This window comes from Noviherbaspirillum malthae, assembly GCF_015352985.1.
Classification (GTDB): domain Bacteria; phylum Pseudomonadota; class Gammaproteobacteria; order Burkholderiales; family Burkholderiaceae_D; genus Noviherbaspirillum; species Noviherbaspirillum malthae.
In genome coordinates, this window is sequence record NZ_JACYXF010000005.1 from 48,552 (window position 1) to 66,384 (window position 17,833).

Consider the following 17,833-nt stretch of genomic DNA (forward strand, 5'->3'; position numbering starts at 1 on the left):
TCGACGGCTGCTTTTTCTTGGCCTGTTCTTACTTGGCGAACAGGCGCTCATGCACCCAGCCGTTATTGGTCAGCACCAGGGTATCCGTCTCCTTGATTGGCGTCGCCGTCGAATCTGCCGCCTCCTTCAGCCCAGGAATCGCCGCTTTCACTTCAAGCATCGTTGCCCACTCAGGAAGCTCGTCGATGCTGTAGGAGTAATTCACCTTGGTGATGCGGTGGCCGAGCATGTCGGCGGGTTCGGTGAAGCGGTTGATCTCCCTGACTTTCGCCTTGCCGATGCAGAAGCCGCCGATCTCCCTGTTCATGACTTGCCGCGCATTCGGGTTATAGAATTTTCGTCCGGTATCGGTAAGCGCATATTCGGACTTGATGATCAACTTGACGTTACCGTTCCAATCCTTGAACTCTCTTCGTGACAATTCCGTCTCCGACAACAAGCCCGCCTTCGCGAGGCTTTGCAGTGCGGCGCGCCGTCCGAAGGAATCGGTATCAATCTGCACGGGAAACTTCTCATTGAAGTAGCACTTGGGATAAGCGGTATTCAAGTACTCCTGGATGGCAGCCTTGAAGTTCTTGTCACTGGCTTGTTTCGGGTCCGAGCATCCCGTCAGGGCGACAATCAGTACGGCTGTACAGGTAAGTTTCAGCATGGGTCATTTTCTAAAGATGGGTCATCCGTTTCGACGGCGGTAGAGCGGAAAAGGCTGCTGCGGCCTTGGCTGGCTAAAGAATCAGCGGGAGAACAGCCACTCGTTGCCGGGCTGTTTGCGAAGTTCATGGTGCGACTTCACCGTTTCGCCACTGTCTTCCGCCTGATACACCACTTCAAACTGGAGTGCGTTCCGGGCGGGCATGGTCCAGCCGCCGAAACGAAGCACCGTCACGCAGCTCGATTTGTCGTGGTACCTCATCTGCTGCATGGGCGCACCGATGTAGTTGAATGCAGCCTCGCTTTTTCCGGGCACGAAGTAGGGATTGAGAAACGTGCCGTTATATCCGTTCAGGCAGCCATGGATCTTGACGAAGTCCCTGATGACGGGAGCAGCCTCGGTGATAGCCTGAGCGATTGCCTGATTCTGGTCTTTCGCACGTAAGGCGGCGTCAATTTGTTCAAGCTGCCGGGCCGAGATCGGGACGACCCCTGGAGCGCTGCCGGCAGGCCTCGCGGCGCGTGGCGCACCCGCCGCATTCGCCATGCCTCTGTTGATTGAAGACAGATCGCGATTGACTTGCTGCAGGGTTTCGGTGCAGCCGGCAAGCAGCAGAAACGGAAGAAGTTTGTAGATTGCACTGCTCAAGTTGGACTCCTGATGCGAGAAAAGCCAAACGCAGGAATTGTTGAGCAGGCAATTTTATTGCCGATATTGCAATTGTCAAAGTGGTATTTTCGGTCGTCTCATTTCTTCAACATGAGCTTCATCGAACTGATTGCAGCGTCACTTCGGGCAATGACATTACACCACCCGCTTGACCGTCGCCATCATCGCCCCCGCCAGCATCAGCAGGCTGCCTGCCGCACGGTTGCTGGTGCGGACGAAGCGCTCGTTGGCGGTGAAACGCTGGGTCTTGCTGCCCAGCCAGGCGTACAGGCTGTAGGCAGCGGTATCCAGGCCGATGCAGGTGACGCCGAAGACCAGCATCTGCATGCCGACGGGACGCGCGGGATCGATGAACTGGGGCAGCAGCGCGACGAAATACAGCAGCGCCTTGGGATTGGAGAGTTCCACCACCATCGCCTGCCAGAAGGCGCGCGGACCGCTGGCCGCCTGCCGGGCGTCGCCGCTGACGGTCAGGGCGCTGGCCTTGCTGCGCAGCGCCGACAGGCCGAGATAGAACAGGTAGGCCACGCCTATCCATTTGATCACCGAGAACAGCGTGCCGCTGGCGACGATCAGCGCCGCCACCCCGGTCGCCGACAGGCCGAAATACACGGCATTGCCCAGCGCGATGCCGGCAATCGCCCAGTAGGACGGCCGGAAGCCCCGCGACATCCCCTGCGCCACCACCAGCAAGGCGGCCGGCCCTGGCGTCAGGCAGACCACCGCCGTGGTAATGACAAAAATCAGATAAGTATCCCAGCTCATATCGTTCTCCCCGGTTGGTTTGGCTTTGTACGGAGATCTAGTGTAGTTACCAAAAAGCGCAGAATGAATGGATAATGCAAGGCAATGACGGCCTTGCACCTTGAATCTCATCGAAATGAAGCGGGTTTTCCATGAACATTGACTTCGACACCATGGATGCCAGGATTCTGGACATCCTGCAGGCGGACGCGCGCACCACGCTGGCAGAAATCGGGCGGCGCATCCACATGAGCCAGCCGGCGGTCGCCGAGCGGGTGCGCCGCATGGAAGCTTCCGGTGTGATCTCCGGATACCACGCAAAGGTCAACCCCGCCGCGCTGGGCTACGGCATCACCGCCTTCATCCGGGTTTCCAAGCGCAGCCATGAAACGCCGGTGGAAGTGGTCGCCGCCCAGGTGCCGCAGATCATCGAATGCCATTCGATCACCGGCGACGACTGCAGCATCGTGAAAGTCGTGGTTTCCTCGGTGAGCGAGCTGGAAAAGGTCATCGTCGAGCTGACCCGCTGCGGCGTGACATCCACCTCGCTCATCCTGTCGTCATCCATCGAACGCAAGGCCATCAAGCCGGCGCGGTAAGTCGGGCTATCATTCGCATATGGAACTGCGCCAACTCCGCTACTTTGTCGCCATCGTCGACCACGGCTCGCTGTCTCGCGCGGCGCGCGTGCTGCATATCGCGCAGCCGGCGCTGACGCAGCAGGTGCAGCAGCTGGAGGAGGAGCTCGGCGCGCAGCTGCTGCACCGCTCCGCCCAGGGCGTGATCTCCACCGATGCCGGCAAGACCTTCTACGAGCATGCGCAAGCCATCCTCAAGCAGGTGGAAGATGCCAGGTCGGCCGTGGCCCAGTCTTCCGACAAACCCACCGGCACGGTCGCCCTCGGCATTCCGCAAAGCGTCTCCAGCGCCCTCGCCCTGCCCCTCCTGACCGCGGTGCGCGAAGCCTATCCCGACATCACCCTGCAGCTGACCGAGGAATTGTCCGGCACCCTGATCGAGCAGCTGAAGTCCGGCCGCATCAACCTGGCCGTGCTGTTCGACGACGGCCAGCTGGGCGCCTTCGCCGGCACGCCGCTGGTAGAGGAAGAGATGATGTTCGTTACCCGCACCGGGTCGCGGTTCGCACCGAAGAAGAAATCCATTCCGCTGGCCAGTGCGGTGGAGCTGCCGCTGATCCTGCCCGGCCTGCAGCACGGCGTGCGTCCGCGCATCGAAAACATCGTGCGCGCCGAAGGCCTGTCGATCAACAACGTCATCGACATCAACTCGGTGGCCATCTTGAAATCGGCGCTGCTGGCCGACTTGGGCGCGACCATCCTGCCCGTTGCCCCGCTGCTGTCGGAGATCGAACATGGGCAGATGACGGCCTACCCGATCACCGGCGCGGTCATCTCCCGCTCGGTGACGCTCTGCTCTTCCAGGAATATTCCGCTGACCAATGCGGGGAATGCGGTGCAGCGGCTGGTGATCAATGTTGCACATGACTTGTGCACGAGCGGGCGCTGGCTGGGGGCGAAGTCCACGGCAACATCCAGGCAAGGCTGATACCGAATCTGCACAGGAAGACAAGCTCTCCTGTTCCCCCCGCAACGCCATTAACTGGCCAAAATGCACCGTCAGGGTGCGTATCTCCCTCCTCCTTCCGCAAAATCCCCGAATTAGCACACGCGATCCTGATACCTCGCATAAAAAAATGCGATGGAACATGTGCGTTCGAGGCAACACACATACCCTACAAAGTTGGAAATGGCCTACGACTTTGATTGCTCATGTCAGGTTCGGCAGACAAGCAACGCTGCTTTCGATGCGGTTTCGAACACTGATTTTTTGAAATCTTCAAACCACAAGACACATAGGAGCCGCGATATGCATGTCAAGTCCGGCCTGCCTTCGAGATATATCTTCATCAGGAAAACCATCCATGAGACTTCCATTGTTCAGGTCCACGGCTCCCTCCGTAGCACCCGCAGTACCTTCCACGCAACCTGAAGGCCGCGTCGGCAATGCGGCCTATACCTTTCTGGACAAAAAAGGCGACCCCGAGCGGAACGTCTATGCGACCCAAACCGGACGTGTAGTGAATGAGGCCAGAGAGGCGGCCCAGCAGTCAATGCATCGGCATCAGGCATTCATGCGGCAACTCAAAGGAAGCACCCCGGTCGTCGCCAGCGATCCGGCAGCGCCGCGTCCAGGCATCGACATGTCCGAGATCGACTATGACGTGTCCTACCGCGCCGGGGTGCGAACATTGAAGACGGAATTGAAGGCTCAGGGAATGAAATTTCCCTCGAAGCTCTCTTCCCTGCCGTTTGGCGCCCGAGAGGCGCTGAAAAACGTCGCGACCAGTACCTACAACCTGCAGCATGCCGATCCGGACGCCACATTGAAAAGCATGACGTATCTGGAACGCAAGAATCGCGAACGCTTTGAGAAAGGCTTGGCAATCGATAAAAGGGTGATCGATTACGTGCAGGACAAATTGACGAGCGATGTCGAGAAGCTGCAATACTTGTTTGTTGCAGACGGAAGGCATGTAGCGCCGCGTGGCGACACGCCGTCGTCATTGAAGGTGTTTTTCCAAAAATATTTCAAGGTGTCGCTGGAGAAAAACGAAGCCAGGCGCTTTGAGGCCAATTTTCGACATGCCGCCACGGACGCGGCCAAGCAGGAGGTGCTTGCCGAATACCGCAACGCCTTGCTACGGAAAATTCCCTGGGGCGCGCCTGACAATGGCCTTCCGGCCAACCGAAGTACATACGAGATTGCCGAAGCGGTCATGCAGGAACGTGTGCACCAGACAGCCGTCGCGCGCAGCCTGAAGGCAGACGCGGCCACCTTGGTGATCAATGGCGGCTCGCTGTTCCTGGAAAAGGGCAGGGAGGGAGACGGTTTCGCCTTTCGCCTGCGCCAGCCATACGGACAACATGAATTTCAGCCTGTGGGCTATGAACTGAGATTCACCGCACCCGAAGGGTCCCGCCGTTTTGAGATGCAGCTGCTGCGCATTTCAGAAGAAGGAGAGTCCACGCCGATTCCCCTGCCCGAGGATCCGGCCGATGCGCGTCCGGTGCTGGATCAGTACATGAACAAAACGGATCTGGGCCGCCTTTTCAATGACCATACGGAATTGGGCAAATCCGGGTTCGCGGAGCTCTATGGCGAGTACAAGGCACAGCAGGCGCTGATGGCAGAGGTGCGCAAGTCCGTGTACCGCCCGCTGAAGGAGGCACTGATTGCCGACATCGGCGGAAGAAACATCACCAGCGTGCAGATGACCGGCTTTTCCTACAACTACGATCATTACGGCGAAAACCTGGCGGTCAATGATCGCGGTGTCATGATGGGACTCATGCATGAGCTTGCCGGAGAAGGCAAGCTGGCCATCATCGCCTCATGCGGCGGCCATCAGGATCTGCTTTACAACGTCGGCGGGGTGCATATCGGAAACATTCCGGACATGCTCGGCAAGACGTATCTGCCCGATTCCAGACACGCCAATGATCCCTTTACGGTCGAGGAAAAACAGTCCAACGCGGCCATTGAGCCCAACACGCTAAGCGCGGCGATTTTCGAAAAGCCGATCGACCAGGCCGATGACGGTCCGGACCGCCTGCGGGGCGCCACGCCGCACACACCGATTGCTCAACAACGCAATTTTTCCGTTGCCCGAAGCCGCGATGACGATCAAGGCACCGATGCGCAGCAGCGGGCCGTCTGGGCACCGCGCGAAGCCGCTCCGCTATCGTTGCCGCTGTTGAGCAGGACACCCGACATCGACCCGCTTACCGGTCAGCCGGTCCTTGATGAGAGCGGCAAGCCCGTAACGGTGATGGAAGTGCGCCCGTTCACCTTCCATCATGAAGGCCGCCCGGTGATTGCCTCCGGCAACCTCAAACTCGCATCCGGCATCGACGCAAATGGAACCACGGTCGAGCTTGAAGACGGCAAATTCCCTGAAGCCAAGGAGCTGGCGACATGGCAGCGTATCGAACTCAAGCATGAGCTGCCGGAAGGATACGGCCTGAAAGACGACGAAGGACGCCCGGTTCTCGACGAACAAGGAGAGCCGGTACGACTGCTGGAGAAGATCAGCATCGTCCCGCAGGAAGGCTCGACGGAAGTGTACAGAATGGAGCCGGACGAGAAGGGCAAGTTGCAGCCCATCTGGCATGACAGCAACGGCAGCCGGGTCTTTCCTCGCTATACCGATACTGCCCCTCCCGCCTTCTTTGACGGCAGCGGCAATCCGGCGGCGCTGCCTGTCGCCCTTCAGCGCGACAGGCAGCCGGTCATCCAGTTCGGGATCACCGGTATTGAACGCTGGGTCCGGGTTCCGCTGTCGGTGCCGACCGATAAGGACAAGGCCAGGCTCGATGAAAACGAACATGTTCTTTGCACCTATGAAAAGCGGGTGCAGAGCGTGGAAGAGCAGAACCTTGACGTCGCCATCCTGCAGGATCCGATGTACACAAGGATCAATTGCGTCCATTCGCAGAACGGCATCAATACGCCATGGGACCGCCCGGCCGGGGCTGTGGAGATGACGGGAAGCGCCGTCAAGCCCAACGATATTCCGGGCGGCAGGCGGCATCTTCTTGGCGTGAGCTTGAACAATCCTTCGCCGCATCCGATTGCCGCAAACCCCAGCCAGCCGCGAGAAAGCTATATCAACGAAACGGCGCTGAATGTGCTGGGACATGGACACAGCGTCATTTCGCATCAGCCGCATTCGGATATGCTCCAGAAAGAAGGCGGCGTCGATGCCAATGGCAATCGGGTTGCAGCCAATCCGTACACCGTCGGAAGACTTTCCACGGAAATCAGTCCCGAATACAGGGGGCAAAGGCAAGGGAATGCCGAGGGCGTCCTGACCGGCATGCACCTGCGCAATCTTCGCAGGACGGTCGCGGAAATCAAGACGGCGGGCGATGCGGTCAGATCGCAAGAACCCCGGGGAAATGAAGCCACGCTTGCTTATCTGGACGGTTTTGACATGAACCGCCTTGTCGGCGCTTATCCAGACAGCCTCACTGCATTGCGCAACCTGGCCCTTCCCCAAGACCAATCTCTCGCTACGAAGATAGGAACAGAGCTTGCCTCGATGCTTGACAGGCTTCCAGCAGGGGTATCGGCTCTGAATGACGCCATCCTGACTTATCGGACGGCCCTGGAGCAGGCATTGCAACAGCCGGTCGCCGACAGCTCTCACACCGAAGACACTCCGCTGGACGTTGCTGGTTTACGGGGGAAACATTTCAATTCCTTGTTTAGTGCTGAATTGCGCGCGAGACTGCAATCCCACTTGAACGGCATTCACGGCATCGGAACGTTTGACAATGAAAATCGCTCTTTGGAGTACCTTACCGACGCGGCAATTCAGGCGCGGATTGCCCAGCTTTCAGAGCTTGTAAATGTTCTCAATCCGGACAGCTTCAATATCAGCCTGGGGGCCCCGGACGCTTGCCAGGCGGCGTTGAAGTCCTTGCGCGATATGGCTTCGGCCATGGATGCCGAAAACCTGAACCGCACGATGACTGAATTTCTCGACGCGGCGCGAACCCGTCTTCGAACGATCGAAACCACCGCCTTGCACCCCTCGGAGGTCATTGAGGCGCCGCGGCTGCAAACGCTGCAGACACGTAACGACGCCCTCTATCACCGCTTCCGTCGGGATTCGCAAGCACCACTCGCACAGGCGACGCTGGGACAGTTGGCTTACGAGCTTTTCGCTGGGCAGAACTTCAGTCGGAGCGAGACAGGACAGACACGCGCCGACAAGGAGGCGCTGGCAGCAGAGCTTCAAAAACATCGTGCCGAAAAGGAGGCGCTGGCAGCAGAGCTGGAAAGACGTCGTGCCAACGAGAATTCCTTGTCCACGGATGACTTGAAGTTTATCAATGATGTACTTGCCGCCTGGGAGACTTTAAACTCGGACGCATCCGAAGCCGTTCAGCCGCGGGCACCTGGATTGCCGAGAAATGCAGGACCATCGACAAAGCTTGTCGCGATTCCGAAGGCGGATGAGCAACTGCTGGGTGCACTGACCGAGACACTCGATGCACGGGAGCTGATCAAGGCTGTATTCGACGGCAAGCCGATCGAGGACGTCCAAGCATGGAAAAATCATGCCGCCACTGTCCTGGCCGGCACGGGCTTGCTTGATCATCTCGGCAACACGCAGGAAGAAAGGGCCGCGCAATTCAACCGGTTGCTGAACGATCGGGAGATGCTCAACGAAACAGCGGCGCACGTCGACATCGAGCACCGGCTCGCCGTCATCGAGTCCGTCGCCGCGCAGGTGAGATCCCTCAATGACATGATCCAAGCCTACGGCAGCACGCCAAAAGACCAGGTCGCCGATGGACCGCAGCTGCGTTTCCGCGCACTTCATGCCAGAGGCTGGCAGCTGGGGACGGGAGTGACCGCCACGGTCGGCACGAGCGGCCCGCTCAATTCGACATTGAATGCCATCAACGAAGCTGCAGGAAATGTATCGGAAGCCGCCAGCCAGGCGTTCACAGCGCTGACCGCCGCCGACGCCACCCTGTTCAGCACCACGCTCTTCCTCGCCGGCGTGGAAGGCACCAAGAACGCAATGTATGGAAAACAGCGCATCGACAAGACCATTCCGGCTTATGAGACAAAGAAAACGGAGCTGGAACAACTGCAAAGAAGTTTGCAGGAATCGATCGATGCCATCAAGACGGAGCTCGGGGAAACCGGATCGGAAGCTGCTCGGGAAGCGACACAGGAAGCAGCGCGCCAGTCGCCACTCGACCGGAAAAGAATCGAAAATCTTGTCGATACCGTTGCCGCGCGCATGGATGCCGTCGAAAACAAACTCAACATTCTCCGCCAGGCGTCGCATGCCCACGCCTTCAACATGGCGAACAACCCGCTGCTGTCGCTGGCGGCTGCCGCGGGACTCACGACCACCGCGTTGGGACTGGCCGGCGTCGCCACAATCGCCAGCGGCCCTGTCGGCGGCGCCCTGCTGGCGGGATTCGGCGCGGCGGGCGCGGCGCGAAGCCTGCATGAGCTTCTGAAGGATAGCAAGGTCACTCCTGACATCACCGGGTCTGGGCTGGGCGTCGATAGCGGAATCCGGCGCAGGCTCAATACGGCACTGCAGAATCGCCGTCAAGCCTTGATGTGGGATATTGGGGCGAAGTCCACACTCGCAGCCGGCGGGGCAATGGCGGCCGTGGGGGCTGGATTGCTGGCTACGCCCGCAGCGCCGGTCGGTCCCGTTCTGATCGGCGTGGGCAGTGCAATGATCTTCAGCGGCGCGGCGGGAGCCTATCTGCCGCCGCGGCGGGAATGGCGCGGCGTCACAACGCTGGCGGCGGAAAACACCACCCTGCTGAAAGGCAACTCTCTCACTACGAATTTTCGCCGCAACAGGGCGCTCCATCACCTGGGCGCAAAGACCGCAATGGCCAGCGAACTCATCAACAAGATCAGCGACCGAGCGCTTCAGGCGAGCGACCTGGCGGAAGGACGTCAGTTCCGCCAGACGTTCAAGACAACACGCAAGCTGCGCTGGCTGGCGCCCGATATTCATCGTAAGGAACTGGCCAAGGTGATTGCCCGTCATGCGGAAGAGACCAAGGACGAGCAGTTCATATTCATGTATCACAGCAATCTGCACGAACTGAACTGGCTGCAGACCTATGTCGATGAGCTGTCCGGCGAACTGGAAAAAGTCACCAGCGGATTGAGCGAGTTTGCAAAAGCCAGCGGGATGAATGGAAATGCTTCCGATGCACAGGCAGAGGCGCTGCTGGAGCAACTGAATGTCTACGCCGGCTCGCTGGCAAACGAACTCAATCACGTTCAAGGACGGTACAAGGCATGCAGCGATCTTCATGACAAGCTGACGGCATACGCGACCGAACTGGGACGCAGGTTCAGGCCCGATACGAAAAACCAGTTCGACGATCTCAGGATCCGCTACCTGATTGTGCATGACGTCGTCGCCGATACCATGTCGCGCAAGGATGCCATCGCAATGGTGCGCGACCACGAGAATTTGTCCTCGGACACGCCACGCCTGCTGACCGCCAGGATCGGCGACCAGACATACGACCGGGCCCATACTCCCGTCCGCAATCCGGCGGGCAAGGTCAGCAATGTGGAGTTCAGCTATACGGACGAGACCGTCAATTTCATCAGGCAGCAGTTTGCGCGGGGCCGGGGAAATGGCCTGGAAAACAGCTGGGCTGCCATGGTTGCAGGCAATCTATCGGATAAATGGACATACGAGATGCTGGGTGTGCTTCATCTGGCGGCACAAACCAGCCGGACACAGGCAGAGGCGCACATGGCAGCGGCACGCGGGCAGGCAACGGCGGATGATGCAAATCCTGCTCAAACTTCCGAGACGAGGGCGGTGCCTGGGAAGAAAGGCAAGGGAGTTATGGTCACCACCGAACAGCTGGTGCATGACGATGCCGGTGACACTTACCCGGACGTAGAGCAGCAAGTTCGCACCCAAAGCACCGGGTCCGCACGCACCGCCGGCAGTGTTGCTAAAAGGCGAATGCGACAAACGGACTCAACACGCACGGCAGGAAGTTCTAGCCCGCCTTTGACAACGTTCGGCTGATGCCGACCTGTCAGGGTTCACCGGCAGTGATTCCAATGCGCTGCCGATCATTGCGTTCGCCGACAGGGCCAAGGCAAATAGCTTGAATCTGATGCTTGAGCCAAGTCGATGGATGCACCATGTCCATCGACATTCATGTTCCATGGACTGGCATTATCGTGTAGTGGTGTGGCCGACAGGGGTATCATTTTCCCTTATACCCCCATCCCCATTCCCTATTTGCCGTGACTCGGCAATCCGCCTACACTTCCCTCCATGGTACTTACTCACCGGTGAATGCCATCCGCTACCGCGGTGCAGCAGTCTGGCAACGACTTCGACTTACCCGTCGAACCTCCTTGCCAGGCGCTATCTGAAATAACCTTTTGGAGACAAGTCAATGCAAGCCGACACAGCAGTGGCCACTGCTGGGCAAGCTGATGCCAAGAACGCTGGCACGCCTGCCCTCGCCCCCGTCAAGCTCGACGACAAATACACTTCCACTTCGGGAAAGATCTTTCTGTCCGGCATACAGGCGCTGGTGCGCCTGCCGATGATGCAGCGCCAGCGCGACCTGGCTGCCGGGCTCCATACCGCCGGCTTCATTTCCGGCTATCGCGGCTCGCCGCTGGGCGGCCTCGACGAGACGCTCTGGAAAACCCAGAAGCTGCTCGAGGAAAACCATATCAAGTTCGTGCCCGGCGTCAATGAAGACCTGGCGGCGACCGCCGTCTGGGGCACGCAGACGGTCGACCTGATCGGCCCGGCCAGGTACGACGGCGTGTTCGCCATGTGGTACGGCAAGGGTCCGGGCGTGGACCGCTGCGGCGACGTGTTCAAGCACATGAACCATGCCGGCACGGCGAAGCACGGCGGCGTGCTGCTGGTGGCGGGCGACGACCACGGCGCCTATTCTTCCACCCTGCCGCACCAGTCCGACCATATCTTTTCCGCCTGCATGATCCCGATGCTGTATCCCTGCAACGTGCAGGAATACCTCGACCTTGGTCTCCATGCCTGGGCGATGTCGAGGTATTCCGGCTGCGCGGTCGGCTTCAAGGCATTGGCCGATACCGTGGAATCGACGGCATCGGTCGATGCCGACCCGTTCCGCCTGCAGATCGCCTACCCCGACGACTTCGTGATGCCGGAGGGCGGCCTGAACACGCGGCTGTCGACCGACACGCTGGGCGTGCAGGCGCGCAAGCAGGAAGCGCTGATGCAGGATTACAAGATCTATGCGGCGCTCGCCTATGCGCGCGCCAACAAGCTCAACCACACCACCATCGACAGCCCGCAGGCGCGCCTGGGCATCATCGCCTCCGGCAAGTCCTATCTCGACGTGCTGGAAGCGATGGAAGAACTCGGCATCGACGAGCGCCTGGCAGCCGAGATCGGCATCCGCCTGTTCAAGGTGGCCATGCCCTGGCCGCTGGAGCCGGACGGCGTGCGCGAGTTCGCGCAGGGGCTCGACGAGATCCTGGTGGTGGAGGAAAAGCGCCAGATCGTCGAATACCAGTTGAAGGAACAGCTCTACAACTGGCGCGACGACGTACGCCCGCGCGTGATCGGCAAGTTCGACGAAAAGGGCGAATGGGTGCATCCGCGCGGCGAGTGGCTGCTCACCTCCAAGGCCGACTTTTCGGTGGCGCAGATCGCGCGCGTGATTTCGCAGCGCATCGCCCGCCTGCAATTGCCGGCGCAGACCAACGACCTGATCAAGGCAAGACTGGCCTTCCTCGAAGCCAAGGACAAGGTGCTGACCAAGGCGGTGAACACGCCGCCGCGGCCCGCTTATTACTGCTCCGGCTGTCCGCACAATACCTCGACCAAGGTGCCCGAAGGCAGCTTCGCGCTGGCCGGCATCGGCTGCCATGTAATGGCCACGGCCATCTACCCGGAATTCAACAAGCTGACCACCCACATGGGCGGCGAAGGCGCGCCCTGGATCGGCCAGGCGGCATTTTCCAAGGTGCCGCATGTGTTCCAGAACCTGGGCGACGGCACCTATTTCCATTCGGGTTACCTGGCGATTCGCGCCGCCGTGGCGGCCAAGGTCAACATGACCTACAAGATCCTGTACAACGATGCGGTGGCAATGACCGGCGGCCAGCCGGTGGACGGCACGGTGTCGGTGCCGCTGATCGCGCAGCAGATGGCGGCCGAAGGCGTCAAGCGCATCGCGCTGGTTACCGAGGACCTGTCGCGCTATGCCGACCGTTCTTCGCTGCCGGCGCAGGTCACGCTGCACGACCGCAAGGACATGGATGCGGTGCAGCGCGAATTGCGCGAAATCGAAGGCGTGTCGGTGCTGATCTACGACCAGACCTGTGCGGCCGAGAAGCGGCGCCGCCGCAAGAAGGGTGAATTCCCCGATCCGGACAAGCGCCTCTTCATCAACGATGCGGTCTGCGAAGGCTGCGGCGACTGCGGCGTGCAGTCGAACTGCACGTCCATCCTGCCGCTGGAAACCGAACTCGGCCGCAAGCGCGTGATCGACCAGTCGTCGTGCAACAAGGACTATTCCTGCGTCAAGGGCTTCTGCCCGAGCTTCGTGACGGTCGAGGGCGGCAAGCTGAGGAAGTCGAAGACTGGCGCCCAGGCCAACACCGAACAGGACGATTTCGGCCCGCTGCCGGAACCGGTATTGCCTTCCTGCGACTCGGTCTACAACATCCTGCTGAACGGCATCGGCGGCACCGGCGTGATCACCATCGGCGCCCTGATCGGCATGGCCGCTCACCTCGAAGGCAAGGGCGTGTCGGTGCTGGACATGACCGGCATGTCGCAGAAGAACGGCTCGGTGACTTCGCATATCCGCATCGCGCGCGTGCCGGGCACGATACGCGCGCAGCGCATCGCCACCGGCGAGGCCGACCTGGTGCTGGGCTGCGACATGCTGACCGCCGGCGCACAGGATGCGATCGCCAAGATGCGCGCCGGCCGCACCCGCGCGGTGCTCAACATCCACCAGCAGCCGACCGGGCATTTCGCCAAGCAGCCCGACTGGCAGTTCCCGTTCGAGGAAGTGCGCGCGCTGATCAATGAATCGGTGGCCGACCGCGCCGATTACATCGATGCGACGCGCCTGGCAACCGCCTTGATGGGCGACTCGATCGCGACCAACCTGTTCATGCTCGGCTTCGCCTACCAGAAAGGGGCGCTGCCGGTATCGGAAGCGGCGCTCCTGCGCGCGATCGAGCTCAACGGCGTGGCCGTCGACGCCAACAAGAAGGCCTTCCTCTGGGGCCGCCGCGCCGCCGTCGATCTGGCGCGCGTGGAACGCATCGCCGTGCCGGCCAAGACCGTGACGCTGCAGATGCCGGAAAGCCTGAACACGCTGATGAAGCGCCATGCCGCCTTCCTCGCCGAGTATCAGGATGCAGCCTATGCGGCGCGCTATGAAGAACTGGTGGAACGCGTGCGCCAGGCCGAGGCACAGCTTGGCCAGGGCGACAAGCTGGCGCGTGCCGTGGCCAGGTCCTACTTCAAGCTGCTGGCCTACAAGGACGAATACGAAGTGGCGCGTCTGTACACCGACGGCCGCTTCGTCGACAAGCTCAGGCAGCAGTTCGAAGGCGACTTCACGCTCAAGTTCAACCTCGCCCCGCCGCTGCTGGCGAAGAAGGATGCGAAGGGCCATCTGCTGAAGGCCGAGTACGGTTCCTGGGTATGGCAGGGTTTCAAGCTCCTTGCCAGGCTGAAGAAGCTGCGCGGAACGAAGCTGGATGTGTTCGGCCATACCGCCGAGCGCAGGATGGAGCGGCAATTGATCGTGGAATACCGCGACATGATCCTGTCGCTGGTCGAAGGACTGGATGTCGCGCGGCTGCCGCTGGCGGTGGAGATCGCTTCGCTGCCGGAAAAGGTCAGGGGCTTCGGCCATGTGAAGGAAGCAGCCGTTGCGAAGTACCGCGAGGACAGGCAAGCACTGCTCAAAAAATATGCAGCGATGCGGGAAGGAATTCCGCACGCTGCATGAAAATGAGCGAAGCAACCCGCCAGTCAGGGAGGGATCGATTGGCGGGCCGGTCGGGACGAAGAGGAGGGACCGCACGTCCCGACCGGAGACCAGTCTAGGGTCAGGCCATGCCTTTCCGGCAAGCCGTTACAGGCTTTTACCCAAGCGTCGATCCCGATACAGGATGTTACTTGCGGCAACACGGCATCCCGTGCATGCGTCAATCACGGGGTGCTTGTCCATTCTTGCGGCATTCTCGACCGCTGCCGACGGACTCCCTGCATTGCTGGGATAATCCAGGCACTGGAAGTTCACCTGCCTAATGATCAAATCCGCATGAATACTGGAATGTTATACGCGGCCTCGGCCTATGCGCTGTGGGGCGTGTTCCCGCTTTACTTCAAGTCGCTGCAGGAAGTGCCGCCGCTGGAAATCCTGCTGCACCGGATGGTGTGGTCGCTGGCGTTCGTCGCGCTGGTGCTCGGCTGGAAGCGGCAATGGGCCTGGCTGGGCGAGGTGCTGCGCAAGCCGAAGGTGGTGCTCGGCTTCACCGCCAGCGCGCTGCTGCTGGCCGGGAACTGGTTCATCTATATCTGGGCCGTCAACAACGGCAACGTGGTTGAAGCCAGCCTCGGCTACTTCATCAATCCCCTGTTCAACGTGCTGCTCGGCTCGCTGCTGCTGCACGAGCGGCTGCGCCGGGTGCAGTGGTGCGCGGTGGCGCTGGCCGCCTGCGGCGTTGCCTGGCTGACCTGGCAGGCAGGCCATCTGCCCTGGATCGCGCTGATGCTGGCGGCCACCTTCGGCCTCTACGGCCTGCTGCGCAAGACCGCATCGCTCGGCGCGCTGGAAGGCCTGGCGCTGGAAACCCTGGTGCTGTTTCCGGTGGCCTTCGGCTATCTTGTGTTCCTCGCGCTGCAGGGGCACAACAGCTTTGCCAGCGCATCGACCTCGACGCAGCTGCTGCTGGCTGCCGCGGGCCCGATCACTGCCGTGCCGCTGCTGCTGTTCGCCTCGGGCGCGCGCCGCATTCCGCTGTCGCTGCTCGGGCTGCTGCAGTACATCGGTCCGACGATACAGCTGCTGCTGGGCGTCTGGCTGTACCACGAACCCTTCGGCGGCGCCCGGCTGGCAGGCTTCGCGCTGATCTGGGGCGCGCTGGCGGTGTACTCGCTGGAAGGCTTGTGGCAGGCGTGGAGCAGGAAGGCAGCCGGCGGGGCCGGTGCGAGCAGGGCTTGATCCTTTCCTGCTTGCCGATCTTTCAAGTGTTCCATCGCGCCGTTTTGCCGTGCCGGCCGCCTGCTTTTCCTTTCAGGGAACGAATTCTCCGGAACCGCAGGCCGGGGCAGCCGCCACTGATGACCGTGAGCATCTGAATCGATGGTGAAAGCGCCGGCCGATGGCGCGCTCGCCTCCAACAGCCGCGCGCATCGGTTATCCTTGCACCTCTCCCCTTTTTTGCAGACCAGCTACCGACTACCTCTATGGCTCAATACGTCTACACCATGAACCGGGTGGGCAAGATCGTCCCGCCCAAGCGCCAGATTCTCAAAGACATTTCCCTGTCCTTCTTTCCGGGCGCCAAGATCGGCGTGCTCGGCCTGAACGGCTCGGGCAAGTCGACGCTGCTCAAGATCATGGCCGGCATCGACAAGGACATCATCGGCGACGCCGTGCCGATGCCGGGCCTGAATATCGGCTACCTGCCGCAGGAGCCGCAGCTCGATCCGGAACAGACGGTGCGCCAGGCGGTGGAGTCCGGCCTGGGCGAGGTCGCCGAGGCGCAGTCCAAGCTCGATGCGGTGTATGCCGCCTATGCCGAGCCGGATGCCGATTTCGATGCGCTCGCCGCCGAGCAGGCGCGGCTGGAAGCGATCATCGCGACTTCGGGCGGCGGCAACCTCGACCAGCAGCTGGAAATCGCGGCCGACGCGCTGCGCCTGCCGGCCTGGGATGCGAAGGTCGGCGTGCTGTCCGGCGGCGAGAAGCGCCGCGTGGCGCTGTGCAAGCTGCTGCTGTCCAAGCCCGACATGCTGCTGCTCGACGAGCCGACCAACCACCTCGACGCGGAATCGGTCGACTGGCTGGAGCAGTTCCTGCAGCGCTTCCCCGGCACCGTGGTCGGCATCACCCACGACCGCTACTTCCTCGACAACGCCGCCGAATGGATCCTGGAACTCGACCGCGGCCACGGCATTCCCTGGAAGGGCAACTACAGCTCCTGGCTGGAACAAAAGGAAAACCGCCTGAAGCAGGAAGAAGCGACCGAATCGGCGCGCCAGAAAACCATCCAGAAGGAACTGGAATGGGTGCGCCAGAATCCGAAGGGCCGCCAGGCCAAGAGCAAGGCGCGTCTGGCCCGCTTCAATGAACTGTCCGAACACGAATACCAGAAGCGCAACGAGACCCAGGAAATCTTCATTCCGGTGGCCGAGCGCCTGGGCAATGAAGTGATCGAGTTCAAGAACGTCTCCAAGGCCTTCGGCGACCGCCTGCTGATCGACAACCTCAGCTTCAGGATTCCGGCCGGCGCGATCGTCGGCATCATCGGCCCCAACGGCGCCGGTAAATCGACGCTGTTCAAGATGATCGCCGGCAAGGAACAGCCCGACAGCGGCGAAGTGGTGATCGGACCGACAGTCAAGCTGTCGCTGGTGGACCAGTCGCGCGAAGACCTGGGCAACAAGAAATCGGTGTGGGAAGACGTGTCCAACGGCGCCGACATCCTGACCGTGGGCCGCTTCGAAATGCCGTCGCGCGCCTATCTCGGCCGCTTCAACTTCAAGGGCAGCGACCAGCAGAAGATCGTCGGCAACCTGTCCGGCGGCGAACGCGGCCGCCTGCACCTGGCCAAGACGCTGCTCATGGGCGGCAACGTGCTGCTGCTCGATGAACCGTCGAACGACCTCGACGTGGAAACCCTGCGCGCGCTGGAAGATGCGCTGCTCGAGTTCGCCGGCAGCGTGATGGTGATCTCGCACGACCGCTGGTTCCTGGACCGCATCGCAACGCACATCCTGGCGTTCGAAGGCGATTCCCAGGTCGTGTTCTTCGACGGCAACTACCAGGAATACGAAGCCGACAAGAAGAAGCGCCTCGGCGAGGAAGGCGCCAAGCCCAAGCGCGTGCGCTACAAGCCGGTGACCCGCTAGTCCCGAGCTGCGGCCTCGTCAACAACCAAAAACGCCTCGGTCTCGAG

Annotated in this window: 9 protein-coding genes; 6 read left to right on the forward strand and 3 right to left on the reverse strand. The window is 61.0% G+C overall.

Features of this window, described 5'->3' with window-relative positions; genetic code table 11:
• Positions 1-28: 28 nt before the first annotated feature.
• From IGW03_RS09890 to IGW03_RS09900, 3 genes are all read right to left on the reverse strand, one after another.
• Positions 29-652, reverse strand: a complete 624-nt coding sequence (locus IGW03_RS09890) for an SEN1982 family lipoprotein (protein WP_194722387.1) — start codon at positions 650-652, stop codon at positions 29-31.
• 81 nt (positions 653-733) lie between these two features.
• On the reverse strand, positions 734-1,300 hold the full coding sequence (locus IGW03_RS09895) for a hypothetical protein (RefSeq protein WP_194722388.1): 567 nt from the start codon (positions 1,298-1,300) through the stop codon (positions 734-736).
• A gap of 156 nt (positions 1,301-1,456) precedes the next feature.
• Positions 1,457-2,086 carry a LysE family translocator gene (locus tag IGW03_RS09900; protein ID WP_194722389.1) on the reverse strand — a complete coding sequence of 210 codons (630 nt, stop codon included), beginning with the start codon at positions 2,084-2,086 and terminating at the stop codon, positions 1,457-1,459.
• Between the two features lie 131 nt (positions 2,087-2,217).
• On the opposite strand from IGW03_RS09900, the gene IGW03_RS09905 reads away from it, so the two are divergent.
• The 6 genes from IGW03_RS09905 to ettA all read left to right on the forward strand — a co-directional run bounded on the left by IGW03_RS09905 (position 2,218) and on the right by ettA (position 17,786).
• Complete coding sequence (locus tag IGW03_RS09905) at positions 2,218-2,664, forward strand: Lrp/AsnC family transcriptional regulator (RefSeq protein ID WP_194722390.1); 447 nt, start codon at positions 2,218-2,220, stop codon at positions 2,662-2,664.
• A 19-nt stretch (positions 2,665-2,683) separates the two neighbouring features.
• A complete protein-coding gene (locus IGW03_RS09910; protein WP_194722391.1) occupies positions 2,684-3,631 on the forward strand; it encodes a LysR substrate-binding domain-containing protein in 948 nt (315 codons plus the stop codon).
• A gap of 376 nt (positions 3,632-4,007) precedes the next feature.
• Complete coding sequence (locus IGW03_RS09915) at positions 4,008-10,694, forward strand: hypothetical protein (protein WP_194722392.1); 6,687 nt, start codon at positions 4,008-4,010, stop codon at positions 10,692-10,694.
• Between the two features lie 379 nt (positions 10,695-11,073).
• On the forward strand, positions 11,074-14,655 hold the full coding sequence (locus tag IGW03_RS09920) for an indolepyruvate ferredoxin oxidoreductase family protein (protein ID WP_194722393.1): 3,582 nt from the start codon (positions 11,074-11,076) through the stop codon (positions 14,653-14,655).
• Between the two features lie 315 nt (positions 14,656-14,970).
• Positions 14,971-15,873 (forward strand): EamA family transporter RarD, encoded by a 903-nt coding sequence (gene rarD / locus IGW03_RS09925; RefSeq protein WP_194722394.1) that lies wholly within the window; start codon positions 14,971-14,973, stop codon positions 15,871-15,873.
• Between the two features lie 245 nt (positions 15,874-16,118).
• Positions 16,119-17,786: an energy-dependent translational throttle protein EttA gene (gene ettA, locus IGW03_RS09930; protein ID WP_194722395.1), complete on the forward strand. Its 1,668-nt coding sequence runs from the start codon at positions 16,119-16,121 to the stop codon at positions 17,784-17,786.
• The last annotated feature ends 47 nt before the right edge of the window (positions 17,787-17,833 follow it).